The sequence below is a fragment of the Paraburkholderia nodosa genome, assembly GCF_001718195.1.
Lineage (GTDB): Bacteria > Pseudomonadota > Gammaproteobacteria > Burkholderiales > Burkholderiaceae > Paraburkholderia > Paraburkholderia nodosa_A.
On record NZ_MCNV01000008.1, the window covers coordinates 75,512 to 97,681 of the forward strand.

A 22,170-nucleotide genomic window follows, 5' to 3' on the forward strand; every position below is an offset into this window, starting at 1 on the left:
CAAAGGCGCCGCTGCTGCCCAACGCTGACTCGATATCAGTAGGTGCCCGGATAAGCCCCGCCGTCGATCAGCCAGTTCTGCCCGGTGATATAGCCCGCGTGCACGCTGCACAGGAACGCACAGGCACGGCCGAATTCCTCGGGCGTGCCGAAACGTCCGGCCGGAATCGCCTTCATGCGGCGCGCTCGCGCTTCCTCTTCCGAAATCTGGCTCGCCTTCGCCTGCGCGACGATGGTGGCCTGGATGCGGTCGGTGTCGAACGCGCCCGGCAGCAGGTTGTTGATCGTGACGCCCGTGGCCGCGACCTGGCGCGCCACGCCCGCGACGAAGCCCGTCAGGCCCGAGCGCGCGCCGTTCGAGAGGCCGAGCACGTCGATCGGGGCCTTCACCGACGAACTCGTGATGTTGACGATGCGCCCGAACCCGCGCGCGATCATGGCGTCGATGGTCGACTGGATCAGCGCGATCGGCGTGAGCATGTTCGCTTCGAGCGCCGCGATCCACGCCTCGTGGGTGTACTTGCGGAAGTCGCCCGGCGGCGGCCCGCCCGCGTTGTTCACCAGGATATCCGGCGACGGACACGCCGCGAGCGCGGCGGCGCGGCCCGCTTCGGTCGTGATGTCGCAGGCCACCGCCTTGACGTCCACGCCCGTGCTCTTGCGGATCTGCGCGGCGGTTTCTTCCAGCGTCTGCGCGGTGCGCGCGACGATCGTCACGTTGACGCCTTCGGCGGCGAGCGCCTCGGCACAGCCGCGCCCAAGTCCCTTGCTGGCCGCGCACACCAGCGCGTTGCGTCCTGCGATGCCCATGTCCATCGTTTTCGTGTCCTTTTGCGTGGATGACCGTCCTATGACAGGGCGGATACGGCCAAGCCTTGCTCCGTCCCGCCCTGCGACCTTTTTGGGATTCTAGAAGAATCGGGCGCGACGCGTGGAAGGCCGATGGCAGGCCGATGGCGCGCGGCCCGGCAACCCGTGAGCGAAGGCGCGTCGCAACGCGCCATGCGCGCGCCGGTGCGCGCATGCTTACCGGTATACTTGCGCCTGTAGCGCGGCCCGGCGCCCTCGCAAGCCTTGAGCGCTTGCCGCGCGGCGGCCCGTGCTCGCCGCCACCGCGCAACCCGGGCGTGCGCTTCGGGCTCGCGCGGCAACGGCACGACCGATTCCCCGATTCCCTTGCAGCCTCGTGCGCCCCGCCATGAAACAGGACAGCCGTTTCCCGAATCTCTTCATCCTCGATCACCCGCTGATCCAGCACAAGCTCACGCATATGCGCGACAAGGACACGTCCACGCGCACGTTCCGCGAGTTGCTGCGCGAGATCACGCTGCTGATGGGCTATGAAATCACGCGCGACCTGCCGGTCGCGCCGCGCCGCGTGAAGACACCGCTCGTCGAAATCGATGCGCCCGTGATCGCGGGCAAGAAGCTCGCCATCGTGCCGGTGCTGCGCGCGGGCGTGGGCATGTCCGACGGCCTGCTCGAGCTGGTGCCCTCTGCGCGCGTCGGCCATATCGGCGTGTACCGCGCCGACGACCATCGCCCGGTCGAGTACCTCGTGCGCCTGCCCGACCTCGAAGACCGCACCTTCATCCTCTGCGATCCGATGGTCGCGACGGGCTACTCGGCGGCGCACGCCATCGACGTGCTCAAGCGCCGCGGCGTGTCCGGCGAGCGCATCCTGTTCCTCGCGCTGGTGGCCGCGCCCGAGGGCGTCGACGTGTTCCAGAAGGCCCACCCGGACGTGAAGCTCTACGTGGCGTCGCTCGATTCGCATCTGAACGAGCACGCCTACATCATCCCGGGCCTGGGTGACGCCGGCGACCGGCTCTTCGGCACGAAAAACTAACAGCCGCGCCACGCTTGTTCAGGGGCGGCCGGCGAAAACGGGCCGCCCTCTCCCCCTACCCGCCTTGGCCGGGCGCACCCGATCCCGCCCCCTTAGCACCCTCTGCGGCCGGCGTAACCGGCAATCGTCTGGCGTTACGTTACGTAGGCAGGCGAAGCCGGACGGTCCCGGCGTGATAAAATCCAGATCCACCTGAACGGGCGCTGCGTCCCATCCTGCCGGCACATTGTGCTGCGCGGCCGTGACGCGCGAGGCACGCGCAACATTCACGCGCGCCGCGCGAACGACGCGCGAAGGCCGCACCCGGGAACATCGCAACGACAACAGCACATTGCACACTGCACGCGCATGGCGCGTGAGACGGAGAAAGGTATGGCGGGTCATTCGAAATGGGCCAACATCAAGCACAAGAAGGCTGCTGCTGACGCGAAGCGCGGCAAGGTCTGGACGCGGCTCATCAAGGAAATCCAGGTCGCGGCGCGCATGGGCGGCGGCGATGCCGATACGAACCCACGCCTGCGTCTGGCCGTCGACAAGGCGTACGACGCCAACATGCCCAAGGACAACATCAACCGCGCCATCCAGCGCGGTGTGGGCGGTGTCGATGGCGCGAACTACGAGGAAATCCGCTACGAAGGCTACGGCATCGGCGGCGCGGCCGTCATCGTCGACACGATGACCGACAACCGCACCCGCACGGTCGCGGAAGTGCGCCACGCGTTCTCGAAGTTCGGCGGCAACATGGGCACGGACGGCTCGGTTGCGTTCATGTTCGATCACGTCGGCCAGTTCGTGTTCGCGCCGGGCACGCCCGAAGACGAGCTCATGAACGCCGCGCTCGAAGCGGGCGCCGACGACGTCGTGACGAACGACGACGGCTCGATCGAAGTGGTCTGCCCGCCGTTCGACTTCACGAAGGTGAAGACCGCGCTCGAAGCCGCGGGCTTCAAGGCCGAAATGGCCGAAGTCACCATGAAGCCGCAGAACGAGGTCGAATTCACGGGCGACGACGCCGTGAAGATGCAAAAGCTGCTCGACGCTCTCGAAAACCTGGACGACGTCCAGGATGTGTACACCAACGCGTCGATCGCCGAGGAATAAGGCGTCGGCGCGGGAGGCCGCGTCGAGGTCTGGTTCGGCCCCGCCTCCTGCTTGCGATTTTCACGGCCGGCGCACTGTGCGCCGGCCGCAACTGTTTCTGGTCTTGGTCTTTCGGGGATTCTCATGAAGTTACTCGTCGTCGGTTCTGGCGGCCGCGAACATGCGCTGGCGTGGAAGCTCGCGCAGTCGCCGCGCGTGCAGCTCGTCTACGTCGCACCCGGTAACGGCGGCACCGCGCAGGACGAGCGGCTCGCCAACGTCGACATCACGGATATCCACGAGCTCGCCGATTTCGCCGAGCGCGAAGCCGTCGCCCTCACGGTCGTCGGCCCGGAAGCGCCGCTCGCCGCGGGCATCGTCAACGTGTTCCGCCAGCGCGGCCTGAAGGTGTTCGGCCCGTCGAAGGAAGCCGCGCAGCTCGAAAGCTCGAAGGACTTCGCCAAGGCGTTCATGAAACGCCACAACATCCCGACGGCGGCCTACGAGACCTTCTCGGACGCCGCGGCGGCGCACGCCTACGTCGAGAAGAACGGCGCGCCCATCGTCATCAAGGCCGACGGCCTGGCTGCCGGCAAGGGCGTGGTCGTGGCGATGTCGCTGGAAGAAGCGCACCAGGCCATCGACATGATGCTCGCCGACAACAAGCTCGGCGACGCCGGCGCGCGCGTGGTGATCGAGGAATTCCTGGCGGGCGAGGAAGCGAGCTTCATCGTCATGGTGGACGGCAAGCACGTGCTCGCGCTCGCCTCGAGCCAGGACCACAAGCGCCTGCAAGATGGCGACCAGGGCCCGAACACGGGCGGCATGGGCGCCTACTCGCCCGCACCGATCGTCACGCCGCAGCTGCACGCACGCGTGATGCGCGAAATCATCCTGCCGACCGTGGCGGGCATGGAGAAGGAAGGCATCCGCTACACGGGCTTCCTCTACGCCGGCCTGATGATCGACGCGCAGGGCAACCCGAAGACGCTCGAATTCAACTGCCGAATGGGCGACCCCGAAACGCAGCCGATCATGGCGCGCCTGAAGGGCGACTTCTCGAAGGTCGTGGAACACGCCATCGCCGGCACGCTCAACCAGGTCGAGCTCGACTGGGACCGCCGCACGGCACTGGGCGTCGTGCTCGCCGCGCACAACTACCCGGAAACGCCGCGCAAGGGCGACCGCATCAGTGAGATCCCCGCCGAAACCGACGATTCGGTGACGTTCCATGCGGGCACGCAGATGGTGGACGGCAAGCTCGTGACCTCGGGCGGCCGTGTGCTGTGCGTGGTGGGTCTCGCCGATTCGGTGCGCAGCGCGCAGAACGTGGCGTACGAGACCGTGAACCGCATCTCGTTCGACGGCATGCAGTATCGCAACGACATCGGCTATCGCGCCGCTGGGCGCAAGCAGTAAGCGCAGCGCTTTGCCGGGGCCGCCCGCTTCGATGCGGCCCCAAAGGCAGCGAACGGCCATGCGCCGCCGCGCAACGGCGCGCTCACGGCATTTTCGTCTGGCCGGTTCGCGCGCCGAAAAGCCAACCTCCGCGCAGCAGTCCGAAGTGCGCGCAGCCCGGCAGCCCGCGCGTCCGCCGTTAGCGCCGGACGTCGCGCCAATCGGCGCTACACTGCCGCTGTCAGGCCGCGCCGGGCGGTCTGTCCGAGTAACCCAACGCATAACCCGACGAAGAACCGATTCCCGCGCCCGAGCGCTGCCGTCCCCATTTCATCGATGACCGACACCCCTAACCGCGCCTACCCCGACAGCGCCGCCGTCCGCGCCTGGCTGGCCGGCCTGCAGACGCAGATCGCCGACACGCTCGGCGCCTTCGACGGCAAGCCGTTCGCCACCGACAACTGGCAACGCGGCCCCGGCGAGAAGCTGCGCGGCGGCGGTTGCACGCGCATCATCGAAGGCGGCGAGTTCTTCGAGCGCGGGGGCATCGGCTTTTCCGACGTTTCCGGCGACGCATTGCCGCCCTCGGCAACGGCGGCGCGCCCCGAACTGAACGGCCGCGGCTTCGAGGCGATGGGTGTTTCGCTCGTGCTGCATCCGCGCAATCCGTATTGCCCGACCGTGCACATGAACGTGCGCATGCTGCTCGCCACCAAGGCGGGCGAGGCGCCGGTGTTCTGGTTCGGCGGCGGCATGGACCTCACGCCCTTTTACGGCTTCGAGGAAGACGCGCAGCACTTCCACAGCGTGTGCCGCGACGCGCTCGCGCCCTATGGCGAAGACCTGTACCCGCGCTTCAAGCGCTGGTGCGACGACTACTTTTTCCTGAAGCACCGCAACGAAGCGCGCGGCGTGGGCGGTATTTTCTTCGACGATTACGCCACTGGCGGCTTCGACGAGGCGTTCGCCATGCTCAGGAGCGTGGGCGACGGTTTCCTGAAGGCGTATCTGCCGATCATCGAAAAGCGCCGTGAGACGCCCTACGGCGAAGCCGAGCGCGAGTTCCAGGCGTACCGGCGCGGTCGCTACGTCGAATTCAATCTGGTCTGGGACCGCGGCACGCATTTCGGCCTGCAAAGCGGCGGCCGCACCGAATCGATCTTGATGTCGATGCCGCCGGGCGCCACCTGGCGCTACGACTGGCAGCCGCAGCCGGGCACGCCGGAAGCGCGCCTCTACAGCGACTTCCTGCCCGTGCGCGACTGGGTCTGACGCCGTGACGCACGCTTTCACCGTCCCGCCCAACGCGCTCGAACGGCGCGTCGGGCTGCTCGGCGGCACGTTCGATCCGATCCACGAGGGCCACCTCGCGCTCGCGCGCCATTTTGCGCGCGTGCTGGGCCTGAACGAGTTGATCCTGCTGCCCGCCGGACAACCGTGGCAAAAGCCGGGCGTCACCGCGGCGCAGCATCGGCTCGCCATGACGCGTGGCGCCACTGCCTCGCTCGCGCTGCCGGGCGTGACGGTGACAGTGGATGCCGACGAAATCGAACACAACGGCCCGACCTACACAGTGGAAACGCTGCGCCGCTGGCGTGCGCGACGCGACGTCGACGGCAACGCGAGCAACGCGAAAGCGGCGCTCACGCTGTTAATGGGCGCCGATCAACTGCTGCACCTCGATTCGTGGCACGAATGGCGCGAGCTTTTCTCGCTCGCGCATCTGGCCGTGGCGAGCCGCCCCGGCTTCGGCTTTGACGAAGACTTCGCGGCGCTGCCGCCCGAAGTCGCGCGTGAAGCCACCGCTCGCCGCGCAAGCGCCGCCGCGCTTGCGACCACGCCGTACGGCCACCTGCTGGTCGACGACACGCTCGCGCTCGACGTTTCGGCGACCGAAATCCGGCGCGACCTGCCCGCCTGCGTGGCAAGCGGGCAACGTCGCGGCACCGCCGCCGACAAGCTTCCCGCGGCCGTGTGGGACTATATCCTTCAACATCATCTCTATCTGCATCACGGGTAACTATGGACATCCGCAAACTTCAACGCGCCATCGTCGACGGTCTCGAAGACGTCAAGGCACAAGACATCCGCGTCTTCAACACGAGCCATCTGACCGAGCTGTTCGACCGCGTGGTCGTTGCGAGCGGCACCTCGAACCGCCAGACCAAGGCGCTCGCCAACAGCGTGCGCGAGAAGGTCAAGGAAGCCGGCGGCGACATCATCAGCACGGAAGGCGAGGACATCGGCGAATGGGTGCTCGTGGATTGCGGCGACGCGGTCGTCCACATCCTCCAGCCCGCGCTGCGCCAGTACTACAACCTCGAGGAAATCTGGGGCGACAAGCCGGTGCGCGTGAAGCTCGCCGCCAGCACGGGCTTCGTGGGCGCACGCCCGAGCGAGCCGATGGACGGCGAGGACGAAGACGAAGAAGCCGCGCCGGCCGTGAAGAAGCCCGCGCGCAAGAGCGCCGCGCGTAAAACCGCGAAGTAAGCGCGGCGCGTTCGCGAACGACCATCGACCCGCACGATGAAACTGCATATCGTCGCCGTCGGCCACAAGATGCCGGACTGGATCGCCGCGGGCTTCGAGGAATATACGAAGCGCATGCCGCCGGAGCTGCGCATCGAGCTGCGCGAGGTGAAGCCCGAGCAGCGTTCGTCGGGCCGCTCGGCCGAGAGCGTCATGGCGGCCGAGCGCACGCGCATCGAGGCCGCGCTGCCGAAGAACGCGCGCATCGTCGCGCTCGACGAACACGGCCGCGACTGGACCACGATGCAGCTCGCCAAGACGCTGCCGCTGTGGCAGCAGGACGGCCGCGACGTGGCGTTCCTGATCGGCGGCGCGGACGGCCTCGACCCCGAACTCAAGTCGCGCGCCGACACGCTCCTGCGCCTGTCCTCCCTCACGCTGCCGCATGCGATGGTGCGCGTGCTGCTCGCCGAGCAGCTTTACCGCGCGTGGACCATCACGCAGAATCACCCCTATCATCGCGTGTGATGCAGGTTTACAGTGCGCCCGCGCCGCCTCTCGTCGTGCGCCGGCGCCCCGCTTGCGCCCCCCCGCTCGAGCCCCGCTTGCGCCCGACATGGCGGCCGCGCACGTCAACCCGAAGTCCGTAACGACAAAGACGCTCCGATGCCCACCAACGCGCCCTATCCGTTCGTCTATCTCGCCTCGCAGAGCCCGCGCCGCCAGGAGCTGCTGCAGCAGCTCGGCGTGCGCTTCGAGCTGCTGCTGCCGCGCCCCGACGAAGACGCCGAAGCGCTCGAAATCGCGCTGCCCGGCGAGCAAGCCGCCGTTTATGTCGAGCGCGTGTGCGCCGCCAAGGCCGACGCCGCCCGCGCGCGCCTCGTCGCAGGCTCGCACAGGCACGCGCCGATTCTGACCGCCGACACCACGGTCTCCATCGACGGCCATATTCTCGGCAAGCCGCACGATGCAGCCGAAGCATATGCGATGCTCGAGCGCCTCGCCGGACGCGAGCACGAAGTGCTCACGGCGGTGGCCGTCGTCAACGCCGAAGGGGTGTGCCTGCCCGTCGCGGTCTCGCGCTCGCACGTGCGCTTCGCCCCGGCGCTGCCCGCCGCGATCGCGCGCTACGTGGCGAGCGGCGAGCCGTTCGGCAAGGCCGGCGCGTACGGCATACAGGGCCGCGCGGCGGAATTCGTCGAGCGAATCGACGGGTCCTATTCGGGTATCATGGGTTTGCCACTATTCGAAACGGCCGCCCTCCTGCGCGCCGCGGGCATCGACTTCTAGAACAAACCATGAACGAAGAAATCCTGATCAACGTCACGCCCCAGGAGACGCGCGTCGCATTGGTCCAGCAAGGCGCAGTACAGGAGCTTCACGTCGAGCGCACGCTGTCGCGCGGGCGCGTCGGCAACGTCTATCTCGGCAAGGTCGTGCGGGTGCTGCCGGGCATGCAGTCCGCGTTCATCGACATCGGTCTCGAGCGCGCCGCGTTCCTTCATGTGGCCGATATCTGGCATCCGCGCATTGCCGGCGAAGCGCATGCGCCGGTGCATCATCAGCCCATCGAAAAGACGGTGTTCGAAGGGCAAACGCTCATGGTGCAGGTCGTGAAGGATCCGATCGGCACGAAGGGCGCGCGGCTTTCCACGCAGGTGAGCATCGCGGGGCGCACGCTGGTCTATTTGCCGCAGGAACCGCACATCGGCATCTCGCAGAAGATCGAGAGCGAGGCAGAGCGCGAAGCGGTGCGCGCGCGCCTCACGGCCGTGTTGCCCGCCGACGAAAAAGGCGGCTATATCGTGCGCACCATCGCCGAAGACGCCACGAGCGAAGAGCTTGCGGCGGACGTCGCGTATCTGCGCAAGACGTGGGCGACGATACTCGCCCAGGCGCAGCGCCTGCCCGCCACGAGCCTGCTGTATCAAGACCTGAATCTCGCGCAGCGCGTGCTGCGCGACTTCGTGAACGACGAGACCTCGCGCATTCAGGTCGATTCGCGCGAAACGTTCCAGAAGCTCACCGAGTTCGCCACCGAATTCACGCCAGCCGTGCTGCCGAAGCTGCATCACTACTCGGGCGAGCGGCCGCTCTTCGATCTCTACAACATCGAAGCCGAAATCCAGCGCGCGCTCTCGCGCCGCGTGGACCTCAAGTCCGGCGGCTACCTCGTGATCGACCAGACCGAGGCGATGACGACCATCGACGTGAACACGGGCGGCTATGTCGGCGCGCGCAACTTCGACGACACGATCTTCAAGACGAATCTCGAAGCGGCGCATACGATCGCGCGGCAATTGCGTCTGCGCAATCTGGGCGGGGTGATCATTATCGACTTCATCGACATGGAGAACATCGAGCATCGCGACCAGGTGCTCGGCGAGCTGAAGAAGGCGCTTTCGCGCGACCGCACGCGCGTGACCGTGAACGGCTTCTCGCAGTTGGGACTCGTGGAGATGACGCGCAAGCGCACGCGCGAATCGCTTGCGCATGTGCTGTGCGAGCCTTGCCCGACTTGCCTCGGCAAAGGCCAGGTGAAGACCGCACGCACCGTTTGCTATGACGTGCTGCGTGAAATTCTGCGCGAGTCGCGCCAGTTCAATCCGCGCGAGTTTCGCGTGGTCGCTTCACAGCAGGTGATCGACCTCTTTCTCGAGGAAGAGTCGCAGCATCTCGCCATGTTGATCGACTTCATCGGCAAGCCGGTTTCGCTGCAGGTGGAGTCGAATTTGAGTCAGGAACAGTACGACATAGTTTTGATGTAGGGTTTACCCTATATCACCCTGTATCATCAGACCCCGCCAAAAGCCTTGTTCTACAAGGCTTTTTCAATTCCCCTGAATTTTCCCGTATCATCCAATCGCAATTAATCGCACTTTCAATTGGTAGCTAGATTGGTAGCTAGAATCCGGAACAATGCGGACTCCACCTAGGAGCAATACGCCGTGGCGAAGCGCCAGACAAACCTCCTGTCGGACATCGAGCTCAAGCAGTTCGTGCGGGCGGGCGCGCCCGTCGCAAAGTCGGACGGTGCCGGCCTCACATTTACGTTGTCGGCGGCCGGCGCCTCGACATGGGTGCTGCGCTTCAGCCACGGCGGGCGCCGCCACGAGCTGACGCTCGGCAGTTACCCTGACCTCAAACTGGGTCCGGCGCGCGCGCTTGCCGCGGCTAAGCGAGTCGAGATTCAGCAGGGCATCAATCCTGCCGTCGAGAAACGCAAGGAGAAGGCCCGAAAGGACTGGAGCGTGCGGCAGCTCATCAAAGACTATCGGGAGCGCGTGCTGATCACTCTCGCCGACAGTACCCAGCAGAGCTACGGCCGCAACCTCGATCGTGTCGAGCGCGGCATGGGCTCTTTGTCGGTGCGAGTAGTGGGCGCGGCAGATGTCGTAGCGGAGATCGAGCGCACAAAGCTCGGATGGGTCGAGGCGTTCACGCTGTGGTGCGTGCTCAAGGCGATCTTCAAACATGCCGTCGGAAAGCGACTCATCGACGCAAACCCATGCGCTGGCATCGTCCTGGACGCGATCATCGGCAAACGACCGGAGGTCAAGAAGCGGCTAATGCTCACCGAAACAGAGCTCCATGTGCTTATGACGGCCAAGATGCGCGACGTGAACCTGTTAGCGGTACGCATTGCGCTGGCGACCGGCGTGCGGATCAGCGAGCTCAACACCGCGCTGCGTAAGAACGTCCATCTCGAAGAAGCTCGATGGCATATCCCGAAGAGCAAGACCGGGCCCGAGATGGACATTCCGCTCGCACCAGGCGTTGTCGAATGGTTTGCGCGCCTGCTTGAGCTAGCGGGCACATCGGATTACGTTCTGCCCGCGCGCCTAAGTAATCGACTCGATCGGCACGACGGCGACACGCACGTATCGAAGGATGCAATTCGCGAAGCGATCGATTACTGGATCGACAACCACGAGCCGAAGATCCGCCGGTTCACGCCGCACGATCTGCGCAGCACGATGAAGAGTCACATGCGCAAACTCGGCGTGCCGCGCGACATCTCGGAAATGTGCCTCAACCACAAGCTGGCCGGTGTCGAGGGCATCTATGACCAGTACACCTACTATGCCGAGCGCCGCAGTGCACTCGAACTGTGGGCCGCTTTCCTCGAGTCACGAATGCGCGACGAACGCTGGAACGTGACGCCTATACGACAATCTGCCTGACGATTTAGCCATGCAACAACATATCAAGAATTTTTCGCTAGCAGAATATTTCGGCCATGACGGCGAAGATCCGAAGCACGGCCCGTGGAAAGACTGGATAGTCGGAGACGACCAGCTGTTCGGCGAAGACTTCGCAGTCTTCACCTGGTGGCATCTAGCCGGATTGATGTGTTTGTTCGTCGAGATCGAAGAGGAGACTCTAGGGCGAAAGCTCACGCCGCTGTCGTTCGACAAGTCGATGAATGACTATCTATCACTAGTCGAAACGCACACGGGCGATCCGCTCTACCTCGTTCATCCTTTCCGCTTCGAGAGCATGGTGGAGTCGGTCCCGAATCTAACGGCGAATTCCGAAAATGCAATGCTGCTGGCCTACGGTGTGTGGTGCGTCGACAGGCTCATTGATGCTTTGCGCGATGGAGATGCGAGGACCGCTTCGTTTGCCTCATCAATCGCCGTCCGCTCCCTTGAGCTAGTCTACGAAAACTGCGCCATTTCACCAGAAGGCCGAGCACGCGCGAACAGTCGACGACAAAGCGAGATCGCGAGAAAACGGCACGCGGAAAGCGGCAAACGGCGCGACCTCGAAAGCGTCAAGGATTGCTGGAAGGAGTGGCAGAGGTCGCCATCCAACTACCGCAGCAAAGCCGCCTTCGCACGCGACATGCTCTCGAAATTTGAGAATCTGGCGAGCACGAAATACATCGAGGATCTGTGCCGGGAATGGGAAAGGGAGAATGGTAGGAATGCCGGCAAACTGCGCATCGTGCCAGTAAAGTAATCAGCGTGCCGCAGCCTTCTCAGCGTACCGGCATGCGTGTTTTCGAAGCGTTTTTCGGTCAATAGTATTGGTGTCGCCCGTCGCATGTCGAATCACGACGGCGCGACACTCGCCGGGCCGTGTCGCGCCATACCAGGAGCGATACAGATGTCCGATCTCACTAAGGCGCTAATCTCGAAGGCGCTCGCCTCGTTCGATTACCAACCCGATTCCGCACACGTCGATGTGCGCACCGTTGCCGGCCTGTACGGCTGCTCTGTGCCCACTGTCTGGCGGCGCGTGGCCGCCGGTCTGATTCCTGCCCCGAAGAAGTTCGGTCATTCCACGCGCTGGAACGTCGGCCAGCTCCGCGCCAACCTGATGCCGGAGGCGGCTTAATGCAAAAGAAAAACGCCCGCCTCCCCGAAGGAAAGACGAGCGCCCTAGACAGCGCAAATGTTAACACCGCCGCCGACCATCTGGTGCGCTTTCTCGATCTAGTGAAAAACCCGAGCGAGCGTCTGCGTGTGGACGTGAAGGAGTTCCGCGGCAACACGTACATCGACGTCCGTGTCTGGTACGTGACCGACGACGGTGACTATCGCCCGTCGAGCAAAGGCGTGATGTTCAAGCCGGCACTAGCGGCCGAGCTGATGCGCGGTCTCGCGCTCGCGGCGCGCTCCTTCGATCCAAGGGGGGCGAACTGATGCGCGAATTTCTGAATACAGCCCCACCCCTCACTGACACAACTGACAAAAGGGGGCTTATGGCAGTTGTGTCAGTGCTCCCGGGGGCTCTTTTCGAAAAAATGCGCTTGCACAGCGTAAACCGACGCGCGTATACTTTTCACGTGGCTGAGACAACAGCCACCCGGGGTGAGAGCCGGAAAGTTCTGTGGCGGACAACCGCCGCTGTGCGGTTTTTTTACGTCCGTACATCAAGTGCCTTCTTCTATGGTCGGGCCTTGGTGGGGGTGCGTTCGCGCACGCCGGTATCCACAGACGCCGGTCTCTCAACCCTGCCTTGCGCCCGGCCACCCCGTTTGAGAGCGGCGTGCCGGGCTGTTCAACCAGTCTGTGGAGGCCGCAACATGCGCCAAGCTCTCGCTCGTCCCGAGCAAACGCCATCCCCTATCGAACTCGCGAATAGCGCCCTGCGCGCCGCTACGCTCGCGCCCACCGTCTTTGACGCGCTCGACATCTGCGCTGACGCCCTGCTCGCGTTGGCCGCGCTCGCCCAGCCGATGGAGGTGCGCCATGCGTAGCGAGACCCGCGACCTTCTCAATCGAAAGACGCTCCAGTTGGAAGCCCTGTTGATAGTGCTAGAAGTTGCTGACGAATCGGCGCCCAACGAGTTGACCCCGACCGCACGCACGAATTTTTCCTGGGCAATGGCCGACCTGATGTCCGACATTCGCACCGCGCTGAACAGCGAAACGGAGGCTCGAAATGGCTAATGCCCTTTGGATGCCGATCTGGCACGACGCTGGCCGCGAAGTTGATGGCCTCTGGCGCTCTGGCACCTACTACGGTATGGCGCTCGCCGACCAGCAGGCTGCGTGGGCGGAAGCTCGCCGCATGTGCGAGGAAATCGGTGGCATCGGCTTCACTGTCAGTCCTGTCGAGCCGGTAGCAAGCGAAGGAGCTGCTACCAAAGCGCCCCGCGGATCTCGGCGTATTCGCGGTGCTGAGCAGTCCTTACGAGGCGCGGCATGAGCAAGGGCCACGCAATCAAGGCCCAGGTAGGCCAGATGATCGAACGGGAGCGCAACCGCTGCCGTATGGCTATGGGCGAAAAAGCATGGAAGGAGCACGACGAATGGGTAACGCAGTACATCATCGCCTCGGCCAAACAATGGCTGACCCGGCAAGCAGCGGAGGGCCGCCTGTGATCGACTACCTAGACGATTTTGACATCGATAACACGCTCGCAGTCAACGATGCGGCAAAGGATCGTAAGCGCATTGAGAAGGTGCGCTCCGAATTCTTTGCCAATGCGCCGGCTTCAGTCGAATGGCCGGACATCGAGCCGCTGCCGGACTCGCTCAAGCCCGTCGAGCCGTTCGATATGGCGCTCTTGCCCGAAAGCTTGCGGCCTTGGGCGCAAGACATCGCAAACCGCGTGCAGTGTCCGCCGGATTTCATCGGCGCGACCATCATCGGTGCGCTCGGTATCGTCATTGGCCGCCGCGTCGGCGTGCGCCCGAAGCTGCGTGACGACTGGACCGAGTACGCCAATCAGTGGGTCTGCATCGTCGGCCGCCCTGGCGTGATGAAGTCGCCGGCGATGAGCGCCGTGCTAGCGCCAGTGAAGCGGCTCGACATGGAAGCCAGCCAGCGCTTCGACGATGAACTTGCGGACCACGAAGGCGAGGTAAAGCTCCACAAGATGCGGCAGGACGCAGCGGACAAGAAAGCGATGGCGGCGCTCAAAAAGAACCCAGACGCGGCTGTCGACGTGCGTTCGTCCGAGTCGCCTGAGCCTCCGAAGCTCATGCGGTACCTGGTCAATGACGCGACGGTCGAGAAGCTGGGCGAGATCTGCGCCGACAATCCACAGGGCGTTGGCGTGTTCCGCGATGAGCTGGTTAGCCTGCTGAAGGGCCTAGACCGAGATGGGCAGGAAAGCGCCCGCGGCTTCTACCTGACCGGCTGGAATGGCAACGACGGCTATGTCGTGGACCGGATCATGCGCGGCCATCAGCGCATCGAGGCAGTTTGCCTATCGCTGATCGGCTCGACGCAGCCCGGGCGACTGTCGGAATACCTGCGCAGCGCAATCGGCGGGGGCGCGGCAGACGACGGACTCGTACAGCGTTTCGGCGTGCTGGTATGGCCTGACGTTCCGCGCGAGAGGTGGGAGAACGTCGATTGCTGGCCAGATGCCGAGGCGAAGCACGCCGCGCACGGCGTATTCCACCGGCTCATTGATGCCGACCCGGTAGAGACGTGGCTCTCCGAGGTTCCTACGGGCCCCGACGGCGAGCCGGACGGCAACCCGCCCTTCCTGCGTCTGTCGCCCGGCGCGATGGAGATCTTCGTCGAGTGGCGTGCCGAGCATGAAAATACGCTGCGCAGCGGCGATCTGCACCCAGCGATGGAGTCGCACCTTGCGAAGTACAGAAAGCTTGTGCCGTCGCTCGCGCTCGTTCTGCACCTCGCCAACGGCGGTATTGGCCCGGTAACGGACTACGCCATGAATCAGGCGCTCGCCTGGGCGGCGTACCTACGCAGCCACGCCGAGCGCGCTTACGGTTCCGTGCTCGTAGCGGAAGTCAGCGGCGCGAAAGCGCTGCTGCGGCGGATTAAGGCAGGCGACGTGACTGACGGATTCTCGGCACGCGACGTCTACCGCAATCAATGGTCTGGGCTGGAGAACCGCGAAGCGGCAATGAAGGCAATTGGCGTCCTGATCGAATACGGCTATCTGGTACCTGAGGCGGCGGAGACTGGCGGCCGCTCAAAGACGAGCTATCGCATTCACCCGGGAGCGAAGAAATGATCCACGATCCCAACCCGTTACCCGCACACATGACCGCACGTGACTCGCACGTTACTGCGTCGAGTCACGCGTCACGTGCTGCCGATCACCCGGAGGTCGATCGATGAACAAGTATCTCGCTCGCTTGCGGCCGGGGTCGGGCGCAGACAGTTCGCCGCCGCCCCCTTCTGTCAGTTTTGTCAGTGCCACCGGGGGGCATACCGAGAAAAGCGCAGATCGCGACGGCCTCGTGTGCGACGGCGCGCTGTACGCCGATGGGCCGTATCTCCCGTGGGGCCCGTATGTCAATCGCGAGCAGCTCGACGCCATGCAGCGCGAGTTGTTCTCCGTGGTGGATGAGCTCGCGAAATTGGAGGGCTGGCCGGACGAAGGCTACGACCATGTGGTTATGTGCATCGAGCGACAGCCGATAAGCACCCTGCGCCCTGACCTCGCCCATTTCGCCGAGCGTTTGCGCATCGCTCGCGTTGAAGCGGCGGCGCGGGATGCGGCGGCCAGACGCTCATGGAGGTTCGACAGATGAGCGGCACCAACCTATTCGACAGCACCGAGGACTTGCGGGCGGCCATGCTGCGCCTCGAATGCGGGTGCGATGTGACGGCGCGCGAACTCATCGACCGCATACAGGCTCAGCAGCGCGCCCTGCCGGATCTCCTGAGGTTCGGGCGCGGTGTCGATGTGAGGCAGTATGTGGCGGCGCACGAGATGGTTGTCGCTGTGGCCGCCAACTCGATGAAAGCGGACCGGTTGGAAGTGTTGCTGCTGCGCCTCGAATGCGAGTTCGTGAAGCGCAAGGCACGTGCGAACCGGTCGCTATCAAATGCCCGATTCGCGCCCTTCTGGAACGCGTTCGATGCGATCGTTACTGGACGGCGCTGCCGGGGCGCGACGGATGCGCACCAGAAAGCCGCTTCCGCCGCACCACCGCCTCACCCCATGCCCAGCGTATCTAGAAAGCGCTACGGAAAGATACGCCGGGAAATGGGAATCTGTTAGAGAGTCGAAATCAGTAGTCCGAAGGGGCTGCCGTCCTACTATGGGATGGCAGCCCCTTACTTTTTCTGGAGCATGATTCATGCGACTCAACATTTTCAACCGCGCCAATTTCTCGGCAGAAGACGAGAAGAAAGTGCGTGACCTGCTCGCCGCGCCCGAGATGGAGCAGATTCTCGACCGCGTCGAGCAAGCCCACATCGAAGAGCGCACCACGTTGCGCAAGCAGCTCGACAGCCTCGACAAACGACACGACCCAGCGATCGAGAAGGCGACAGCCGCTCGCATCGAGGCAGCCGCGAAGCTGGAGGCGGCCCGAGCCCTGTTCGAAGCGGCAAAGGTCGCCGACAAGCAGGCGGCTCAAGACGCCGAAACCCTGGCGCATCTGAAGCGCGATGACGACTACCGCCTGCGCAAGGAGCTCATCGAGTCGCGCGACACGCGCCTCGATACCTTCCGGGACCATGCGGAAAACGCCTGGCAGCAGATGCGGCACATGATTTCCGTGACGTCTGCCACGCTCAAAAGCTGGGCCACTGGCGGGAAGTACGTTGAATACAGCTCGAACGCCGACAAGGTGCAGTCGTGCATGGACTTGCTCAAAGAAGCAAGCGCCGACACGAACGCGATGGCCCTGCTTCCGCTCACGCGCGCCGATGTGAGCGAGCGCCTGACCAGTTGGACGCACAAGCTGGAACCGACGCTCGCCGCTTTCGGCATCGCCTGCCCGCGCCTCGACGAAAAGGGTGAAGTCACGACGCACCGTCCGCCGCGTCGATTGGGCGACGTCCTCATTGAAAACGGCCTCGCGGAGCGCGGCGACATTCCGCCCGATCTGGATACTGCGCCTACTCCCGCAAACCGTCGGCGCGCCGCATAAGCGCGCACCGCAGCATCTCCAACCACTGACACCAAGGATTCAGGCCACATGAAGACGATCTACGAGGCATACCCGGAATACAAGGAGGCGTTTGAGCTCAACGGCAAAATGCGCGCGCGCATCAATGAGCTAAACCGGCGCGAAGGTGCGCTGCGTGCGGAGCTGGAGAATGGCAAGAAGTCCACTTCCCCAGTCACCGCCGAAGAACTCGCCATGCATGTCCTCAATGGCGGCTTTTCCACGTCGCCCGCCGATCAGGAATTCGAGGACCTGCGGGCGGAGCACCTCCGTACGAAGGCCGATATGGAAGTTCTCCAGCGTGGGCTGTTTTCGCACCACGAAACGCTCGGCATCCTGCGTCAGCGGCTCTCGTCCAGGCGCATGAAGGAAGCCGATGTGCGCAAGGTGGCTGAACGGGCGGCCAAGGCCGCAATGGAACTTGTCGCAGCGCAAAGCGCAATGCGTGCCCTGTGTCGCGAGATCGGCACGGCGGGATTCGAGAGCTTCGAAGACGCGCTGACAGTGCAGTTCGAGCCGATCGTCTCGGCGGATGACTCGCTGACGGTGTACGCCAAGCGCGTTCGCACGATCGCTGGCGTTGGCGTGGCGTAACGGCATGGAGCATTCGATTGTCGCGATCCATCCGGCCGCACTTCACTCCGTCGACGGCGTGCTCAGCCTTGCAGGCGGTCTGGCGGCGCCTGCGCGAGCTGCCGGCGGCAATCCGCAGAGCGGCGGCCGCTCCGTGGCTGTCCTGTCGCTTTGCGGCGTGATCGCCCAGCGCGCACCGACCGCCCTTCTCGGCAGCCCTCGCTATGGGCTGACCGACTTTCAGGGGGCATTCCGCGCGGCGCTCAATGATCCGGCCATCGGCTCGATCCTCCTGGACGTGGACAGCCCGGGCGGGTCGATCTACGGCGTGGGTGAACTCGCCAGCGAGATCTACGGGGCTCGCGGACAAAAGCGCATCGTCGCCATCGCCAATAGCATGGCGGCGAGTGCCGCGTACTGGATCGCGAGCGCCGCCGGCGAGTTCTATGTCACGCCCGGCGGCGAGGTCGGATCGATCGGCGTCTATGTTGCCCACTTTGATATGTCAGGCGCGCAGAAACAGGTAGGCATCGAGACGACGCTCATCTCGGCAGGCAAGCACAAGGTCGATGGCAACCCATACCAGCCGCTCGACGCAGAGGCGCGCAAGTTCATGCAGTCGCGCGTCGACGACTACTACCGCTCCTTCACCGGCGCCGTCGCACGTCATCGCAGCACCACGTCGGCACGCGTGCGCTCGCAGATGGGTGGCGGACGCCTGCTCGGCGCGGGCGCAGCCCACGCGGCGGGCATGGTGGACGGCATCGCGAGCTATCGAACCGTCATCGGCCGCCTGCTCGCGGGTCGATAACACACTGTCAATTGGAGGATCTATGACAGCAGGGCTTCAAATCTGGGATGCGAACGGCACGCTGATGCTCGACGGCACGCACCGGCTCGGGCGCATCAAGGGCATACGTTACATCGACGGAAACCCCGGCTCATACCCGGTTGACCTGTCGGACGGTACGTCCTTCTGGTCATTCATGCCCGAGCAGCTGTACTTCCACATCTCAAACCAGACGGCTTCGCCAATCATCACGATCGACGCGAACGGCGCCTACTGGACGTATAGCTCAACGTCGGGTCTGAGCTACCCGCATATCGTGAAGGGCAATCTGGTCGTTGGCGTGTACTGAGGCAATGCATATGGCAACAGGAAAACTGACGATCGAGAACCCCGATGCGATGGCATCCATCATTGATGCACTCGAGCAGGTGGCGAGCGAATCCGTGTTGAGGCAGGCAACCGTCGCCGGCGCGCGCTTGATTTTCGAAGAAGTGAAGATTCGCGCACCGATAGGCGACAGGTCGTGGCAAAGCAAAGGACAGACGCGGTATCCCGGGATGCTTCGCGACAACATCCTGCTCGCATACGACAAAGAGCGCTCCGTCGAGGGTATTCGTGCGACCTATCTCGTGACGTGGAGCAAAGACGCATTCTACGGACGCTTCCTTGAGCTGAAGGAACATGGATCGTCCAGGGAGGCCGCGCAGCCGTTCTTGCGCCCGGCCTACGAAGCGACAAAGCAGGCAGCCGCCGACAAGTTCGGCGAAGTGATCGACCGGAAGGTAAAGGAGCTGACGAATGGCTAATGAAACCGTAGTGCGCCTCACTGGCGATTCCACCGGCTACGTGTCCGCGATGGACCGGGCGCGCAAGAGCATGGCTGATTTCATGACGAGCCAGGCGGCGTACAACCAGCGCATGTCGAATTCAGTCAAGGCAGTCGACGACGTGCGCAAGGCGCTGTCTGACCAGGGGCAGGCCGCGGTGGACGCGTTCAGTAAAACCCAGCGCACTGCCGAGAGCTGGCTCACCGCGCTCCAGAAGCAGGCCGATCAAGCCGGCAAGACGCGGACCGAGCTGATGGCGCTGCGGGCGGCTGAGCTCGGCGTATCAGATGCCGCGCAGCAATACATCGACAAGATCAAGGCTGCCGATGCCGCGACGGCAGGCGCCGGCCACAGTGCCGCTGGCGCACGCACGGAAATGCTCGTGCTTGGCCACGAAATGCTGCAGGGAAACTGGTCACGATTCGGTGGCTCTATGATGGTGATGGCTGAGCGGCTCGACGCGCTCAAATATCTTGCGAATCCCGTTGCGCTCGGCATCGCCGCGATGGGCGCTGCGGCCTATGGCATGTATAAGGCAATCGACCTCGCGGCGGAGCGTGCGCACGCGTTCAATGACGCCATGAACACGACCGCCGGATGGGCGGGTCAGACGCGCGAATCGGTGCAAGGCCTCGCCGAAGCTCTTTCGGCACGCTTTGGCGTCAGCGTTGGCAAGGCAACCGACGATCTCAACCAGATCATCGCCTCCGGGCGCGTCTCTGCCGACGTATTCCCACAAGTGGGTACCGTTGCTGAGGCGATGGCGAAATCGACCGGCGAAGCATTCGACAAGGTGTTGGATAGCCTGCTCAGGCAGCAGGACGATGTGCGGAAGGCGGCCGAAGAATACCAGGCATCTCACCACACGATGACCGAGGCCCAGATGTCGCTTATCGATCAGCTCGATAAGACGGGCCGTAAGCACGAGGCATTCGCAATCCTGGTCCAGCAGGAGTTGGCGGACATCGACATGAGCTCGAAGACGCACACTTCCGCGATGATCGGCTATTGGGACAACGTGATGGCGGCGTGGGATCGCTACACGCGCGCGCTTAGCGGCAAGTCGACCGATCTCGACGTGCTCAACGATCTCAAGGCAAAGCAGGCGGCACAGCAAAGCGGCCGCACCGCCAATTTCGATTACACCGACTATGGCCCGCTGATTGCTGCCCAGCAGAAGATCGTCGACGCCAACAATGCCGAGCAGGCCGCCGCGGATAGGAACAAGAAGACGAAAACGCTGCTGGCCGAGTCGCAAGAATCGGTCCGCAAAGAGTACGAGCGCACGCTCTCGCCCGCGCAAAAGCTAACCGAGGCTATCGCGCGCGACAACGAGATCATCGACAACCGGATCAAGCTTCTGAAGCAGGCGGGACCGCTCCAGCCCGCGCTGACAGCGCAGCTTGAAGCCCAGCGCAAGCAGATGATCGCCTTCGACTCTCAGAAGATCGAGCATCCCCATGCGGCCCGCACCAACGACAACGCGGTCAATGCGGACCTCTCGACTCTCCAGAATCAGCAGAAGCAGATCGAGGATGCGCTGCGGACGTCGCTCGAGCACATCAAAGCGCTTCGGGCCGATGGCCTTATCAGCGAGCAAGATGCGCTGACTCAGAGCTACGTCGCCGAACAGGGATCGCTGCAAAAGCGTATCGACCTCGACAAGCAGATGGAGGACCTCGCGCGAGGAAAGAAGAACGCCGAGGCGTATCGCAAGTATGCAGACGACATCGCGCGCCTGCAGCAGCAGATGACCGGCAACTACCAGAAGTTCGCCGACGACACCGACACGCTGGCGAAAAAGCAGACTGACGCGCTGAAGGTGTACACGGACAGCCTTACGGAACAGCTGAAAACGCAACAGACCGCCGCAGACCAGAAGCTGGCCGGCCTGTCGATGGGAACGAGCACCCGCGCGGACTACGACGCACAGATCAAGCTCATGGAGGACTATGACAAAAAGCGCGCTGCGCTCGCCAAGTCGCTCACGGAAGGCCGCTTGAGTAAGGATCAGTACAACTCCGAGCTGCAGGCAACGCAGGCGTACTACGACAGCGCCGTCGAAATTGCCCGCAAGTCTTCGGACGACATTCTTGCGGCAAACCGCGATTGGACCGTCGGTGCATCGCGCGCGATTCAGGAATACGCGGACAGTGCCAAGAATGTGGCTGGGCAGGTCGATTCGATGTTCACGAGCATGGCGAAAGGCATGGAAGACTCACTGGCCACGTTCGCGACTTCCGGCAAGCTCAATTTCCGCAGCCTGATCGATAGCATGATCTCCGACCTGGTGCGGATGCAGGCGCGCATGGCGATGTCTAGTCTCTTCAGCATGGCCTCCGAGTATCTCGGCAGCGCGTTCAGCGCACCGAGCGCACCGACCTCTTACGCTGGCGTGTTCCATCTGGCTGACGGCGGCCATGTGTTCGGGCCCGGCACGTCGACGAGCGACAGCATCCCAGCGATGCTATCGAACGGCGAATATGTGCTCAACGCGTCTGCTGTGAGCCGCATCGGCGTCCCGAATCTCGACGCCATCAACAGCGGCACAGCGCGCGCCGTGGGCAGCGTGGCGCACTTTGCACGTGGCGGCGCTGTCAGCCCTTCCGTCTTCGACGCTATCACGCCCGCCTCGTCCGGCAGCTCGACGCAGTTCAATATCGAGATCAACAGTTCGGACGGCGGCAACAGCTTCACGCAACAGGACGCCGTTTCGCTCAAGGCGACGATCCAAACGTGGATGGATCAGCGTATGGACCAGAAGATGAAAGGCCAGGGCGGTTACGCATGGCAGATCAGGAACCGGAGTGTCTAGCGTGCGAGCTCGCGATCGATCCGGGCTGCACGC

Annotated in this window: 26 protein-coding genes; 25 read left to right on the plus strand and 1 reads right to left on the minus strand. The window is 63.9% G+C overall.

All coding sequences use genetic code 11. The features are described from left to right. Positions 1-35: 35 nt before the first annotated feature. Complete coding sequence (locus BFD71_RS15995) at positions 36-815, minus strand: SDR family oxidoreductase (RefSeq protein WP_069265307.1); 780 nt, start codon at positions 813-815, stop codon at positions 36-38. Between the two features lie 382 nt (positions 816-1,197). On the opposite strand from BFD71_RS15995, the gene upp reads away from it, so the two are divergent. From upp to BFD71_RS16120, 25 genes are all read left to right on the plus strand, one after another. Continuing rightward, entirely contained in the window at positions 1,198-1,848 is a 651-nt protein-coding gene (upp, locus tag BFD71_RS16000) for a uracil phosphoribosyltransferase (RefSeq protein WP_069265308.1), read from the plus strand. 372 nt (positions 1,849-2,220) lie between these two features. Further along, positions 2,221-2,949 carry a YebC/PmpR family DNA-binding transcriptional regulator gene (locus BFD71_RS16005; RefSeq protein ID WP_069265309.1) on the plus strand — a complete coding sequence of 243 codons (729 nt, stop codon included), beginning with the start codon at positions 2,221-2,223 and terminating at the stop codon, positions 2,947-2,949. A gap of 123 nt (positions 2,950-3,072) precedes the next feature. Further along, the gene (gene purD, locus BFD71_RS16010; RefSeq protein WP_069265310.1) at positions 3,073-4,347 is read left to right on the plus strand and encodes a phosphoribosylamine--glycine ligase; all 1,275 of its coding nucleotides are present in this window, start codon (positions 3,073-3,075) and stop codon (positions 4,345-4,347) included. Between the two features lie 315 nt (positions 4,348-4,662). Beyond that, a complete protein-coding gene (gene hemF / locus BFD71_RS16015; RefSeq protein ID WP_069265311.1) occupies positions 4,663-5,598 on the plus strand; it encodes an oxygen-dependent coproporphyrinogen oxidase in 936 nt (311 codons plus the stop codon). Between the two features lie 4 nt (positions 5,599-5,602). Next, positions 5,603-6,346: a nicotinate-nucleotide adenylyltransferase gene (locus tag BFD71_RS16020; protein WP_069265312.1), complete on the plus strand. Its 744-nt coding sequence runs from the start codon at positions 5,603-5,605 to the stop codon at positions 6,344-6,346. 2 nt (positions 6,347-6,348) lie between these two features. After that, positions 6,349-6,816 (plus strand): ribosome silencing factor, encoded by a 468-nt coding sequence (rsfS, locus tag BFD71_RS16025; RefSeq protein WP_069265313.1) that lies wholly within the window; start codon positions 6,349-6,351, stop codon positions 6,814-6,816. A 36-nt stretch (positions 6,817-6,852) separates the two neighbouring features. Then, positions 6,853-7,323 carry a 23S rRNA (pseudouridine(1915)-N(3))-methyltransferase RlmH gene (rlmH, locus tag BFD71_RS16030; protein ID WP_069265314.1) on the plus strand — a complete coding sequence of 157 codons (471 nt, stop codon included), beginning with the start codon at positions 6,853-6,855 and terminating at the stop codon, positions 7,321-7,323. A 138-nt stretch (positions 7,324-7,461) separates the two neighbouring features. Beyond that, positions 7,462-8,085, plus strand: coding sequence for a Maf family protein (locus tag BFD71_RS16035; protein WP_069265315.1), 624 nt, complete (start codon positions 7,462-7,464; stop codon positions 8,083-8,085). Between the two features lie 8 nt (positions 8,086-8,093). Beyond that, a complete protein-coding gene (gene rng, locus BFD71_RS16040; RefSeq protein WP_069265316.1) occupies positions 8,094-9,563 on the plus strand; it encodes a ribonuclease G in 1,470 nt (489 codons plus the stop codon). Positions 9,564-9,743: 180 nt separating this feature from the next. Beyond that, entirely contained in the window at positions 9,744-10,979 is a 1,236-nt protein-coding gene (locus BFD71_RS16045) for a tyrosine-type recombinase/integrase (protein ID WP_069265317.1), read from the plus strand. A gap of 10 nt (positions 10,980-10,989) precedes the next feature. Then, positions 10,990-11,760 carry a hypothetical protein gene (locus tag BFD71_RS16050; RefSeq protein ID WP_069265318.1) on the plus strand — a complete coding sequence of 257 codons (771 nt, stop codon included), beginning with the start codon at positions 10,990-10,992 and terminating at the stop codon, positions 11,758-11,760. A 147-nt stretch (positions 11,761-11,907) separates the two neighbouring features. Continuing rightward, positions 11,908-12,138, plus strand: coding sequence for a helix-turn-helix transcriptional regulator (locus BFD71_RS16055; RefSeq protein WP_069265319.1), 231 nt, complete (start codon positions 11,908-11,910; stop codon positions 12,136-12,138). After that, positions 12,138-12,446 (plus strand): transcriptional coactivator p15/PC4 family protein, encoded by a 309-nt coding sequence (locus BFD71_RS16060; RefSeq protein ID WP_083245296.1) that lies wholly within the window; start codon positions 12,138-12,140, stop codon positions 12,444-12,446. Before BFD71_RS16055 ends, BFD71_RS16060 begins: the two co-directional genes overlap by 1 nt. A 383-nt stretch (positions 12,447-12,829) precedes the next feature. Continuing rightward, positions 12,830-13,003 carry a hypothetical protein gene (locus BFD71_RS41450; protein WP_176732894.1) on the plus strand — a complete coding sequence of 58 codons (174 nt, stop codon included), beginning with the start codon at positions 12,830-12,832 and terminating at the stop codon, positions 13,001-13,003. Then, the gene (locus BFD71_RS16065; protein ID WP_069265320.1) at positions 12,996-13,196 is read left to right on the plus strand and encodes a hypothetical protein; all 201 of its coding nucleotides are present in this window, start codon (positions 12,996-12,998) and stop codon (positions 13,194-13,196) included. Before BFD71_RS41450 ends, BFD71_RS16065 begins: the two co-directional genes overlap by 8 nt. A 255-nt stretch (positions 13,197-13,451) precedes the next feature. After that, entirely contained in the window at positions 13,452-13,631 is a 180-nt protein-coding gene (locus tag BFD71_RS41455; protein WP_069265322.1) for a hypothetical protein, read from the plus strand. Continuing rightward, complete coding sequence (locus tag BFD71_RS16080; protein WP_176732895.1) at positions 13,628-15,241, plus strand: YfjI family protein; 1,614 nt, start codon at positions 13,628-13,630, stop codon at positions 15,239-15,241. Before BFD71_RS41455 ends, BFD71_RS16080 begins: the two co-directional genes overlap by 4 nt. A 103-nt stretch (positions 15,242-15,344) precedes the next feature. Continuing rightward, a complete protein-coding gene (locus BFD71_RS16085; protein ID WP_069265323.1) occupies positions 15,345-15,764 on the plus strand; it encodes a hypothetical protein in 420 nt (139 codons plus the stop codon). Beyond that, positions 15,761-16,237, plus strand: a complete 477-nt coding sequence (locus tag BFD71_RS16090) for a hypothetical protein (RefSeq protein ID WP_069265324.1) — start codon at positions 15,761-15,763, stop codon at positions 16,235-16,237. Before BFD71_RS16085 ends, BFD71_RS16090 begins: the two co-directional genes overlap by 4 nt. Before the next feature lie 79 nt (positions 16,238-16,316). Next, positions 16,317-17,114 (plus strand): hypothetical protein, encoded by a 798-nt coding sequence (locus BFD71_RS16095; protein ID WP_069265325.1) that lies wholly within the window; start codon positions 16,317-16,319, stop codon positions 17,112-17,114. A gap of 48 nt (positions 17,115-17,162) precedes the next feature. Beyond that, positions 17,163-17,726: a hypothetical protein gene (locus BFD71_RS16100; RefSeq protein ID WP_069265326.1), complete on the plus strand. Its 564-nt coding sequence runs from the start codon at positions 17,163-17,165 to the stop codon at positions 17,724-17,726. A gap of 4 nt (positions 17,727-17,730) precedes the next feature. Then, on the plus strand, positions 17,731-18,516 hold the full coding sequence (locus tag BFD71_RS16105) for a S49 family peptidase (protein ID WP_069265327.1): 786 nt from the start codon (positions 17,731-17,733) through the stop codon (positions 18,514-18,516). A 22-nt stretch (positions 18,517-18,538) separates the two neighbouring features. Then, positions 18,539-18,844 (plus strand): hypothetical protein, encoded by a 306-nt coding sequence (locus BFD71_RS16110; RefSeq protein ID WP_069265328.1) that lies wholly within the window; start codon positions 18,539-18,541, stop codon positions 18,842-18,844. Positions 18,845-18,854: 10 nt separating this feature from the next. Beyond that, on the plus strand, positions 18,855-19,301 hold the full coding sequence (locus BFD71_RS16115; protein ID WP_176732896.1) for an HK97-gp10 family putative phage morphogenesis protein: 447 nt from the start codon (positions 18,855-18,857) through the stop codon (positions 19,299-19,301). Continuing rightward, positions 19,294-22,137, plus strand: coding sequence for a phage tail tape measure protein (locus BFD71_RS16120; RefSeq protein WP_069265329.1), 2,844 nt, complete (start codon positions 19,294-19,296; stop codon positions 22,135-22,137). The genes BFD71_RS16115 and BFD71_RS16120 overlap by 8 nt, the downstream gene beginning before the upstream one ends. Positions 22,138-22,170: the final 33 nt, after the last annotated feature.

Coding starts and splice junctions, on each gene's coding strand:
- BFD71_RS16085 (WP_069265323.1), top strand. CDS start 15,345: ATGAACAAGTATCTCGCTCGCTTGCGGCCGGGGTCGGGCGCAGACAGT.
- BFD71_RS16055 (WP_069265319.1), top strand. CDS start 11,908: ATGTCCGATCTCACTAAGGCGCTAATCTCGAAGGCGCTCGCCTCGTTC.
- BFD71_RS16100 (WP_069265326.1), top strand. CDS start 17,163: ATGAAGACGATCTACGAGGCATACCCGGAATACAAGGAGGCGTTTGAG.
- BFD71_RS16090 (WP_069265324.1), top strand. CDS start 15,761: ATGAGCGGCACCAACCTATTCGACAGCACCGAGGACTTGCGGGCGGCC.
- rlmH (WP_069265314.1), top strand. CDS start 6,853: ATGAAACTGCATATCGTCGCCGTCGGCCACAAGATGCCGGACTGGATC.
- BFD71_RS16005 (WP_069265309.1), top strand. CDS start 2,221: ATGGCGGGTCATTCGAAATGGGCCAACATCAAGCACAAGAAGGCTGCT.
- BFD71_RS16105 (WP_069265327.1), top strand. CDS start 17,731: ATGGAGCATTCGATTGTCGCGATCCATCCGGCCGCACTTCACTCCGTC.
- BFD71_RS15995 (WP_069265307.1), bottom strand. CDS start 815: ATGGACATGGGCATCGCAGGACGCAACGCGCTGGTGTGCGCGGCCAGC.
- BFD71_RS16050 (WP_069265318.1), top strand. CDS start 10,990: ATGCAACAACATATCAAGAATTTTTCGCTAGCAGAATATTTCGGCCAT.
- rng (WP_069265316.1), top strand. CDS start 8,094: ATGAACGAAGAAATCCTGATCAACGTCACGCCCCAGGAGACGCGCGTC.
- BFD71_RS16095 (WP_069265325.1), top strand. CDS start 16,317: ATGCGACTCAACATTTTCAACCGCGCCAATTTCTCGGCAGAAGACGAG.
- BFD71_RS16035 (WP_069265315.1), top strand. CDS start 7,462: ATGCCCACCAACGCGCCCTATCCGTTCGTCTATCTCGCCTCGCAGAGC.
- BFD71_RS16110 (WP_069265328.1), top strand. CDS start 18,539: ATGACAGCAGGGCTTCAAATCTGGGATGCGAACGGCACGCTGATGCTC.
- BFD71_RS16065 (WP_069265320.1), top strand. CDS start 12,996: ATGCGTAGCGAGACCCGCGACCTTCTCAATCGAAAGACGCTCCAGTTG.
- BFD71_RS41455 (WP_069265322.1), top strand. CDS start 13,452: ATGAGCAAGGGCCACGCAATCAAGGCCCAGGTAGGCCAGATGATCGAA.
- BFD71_RS16060 (WP_083245296.1), top strand. CDS start 12,138: ATGCAAAAGAAAAACGCCCGCCTCCCCGAAGGAAAGACGAGCGCCCTA.
- hemF (WP_069265311.1), top strand. CDS start 4,663: ATGACCGACACCCCTAACCGCGCCTACCCCGACAGCGCCGCCGTCCGC.
- rsfS (WP_069265313.1), top strand. CDS start 6,349: ATGGACATCCGCAAACTTCAACGCGCCATCGTCGACGGTCTCGAAGAC.
- BFD71_RS16120 (WP_069265329.1), top strand. CDS start 19,294: ATGGCTAATGAAACCGTAGTGCGCCTCACTGGCGATTCCACCGGCTAC.
- BFD71_RS16115 (WP_176732896.1), top strand. CDS start 18,855: ATGGCAACAGGAAAACTGACGATCGAGAACCCCGATGCGATGGCATCC.
- purD (WP_069265310.1), top strand. CDS start 3,073: ATGAAGTTACTCGTCGTCGGTTCTGGCGGCCGCGAACATGCGCTGGCG.
- BFD71_RS41450 (WP_176732894.1), top strand. CDS start 12,830: ATGCGCCAAGCTCTCGCTCGTCCCGAGCAAACGCCATCCCCTATCGAA.
- upp (WP_069265308.1), top strand. CDS start 1,198: ATGAAACAGGACAGCCGTTTCCCGAATCTCTTCATCCTCGATCACCCG.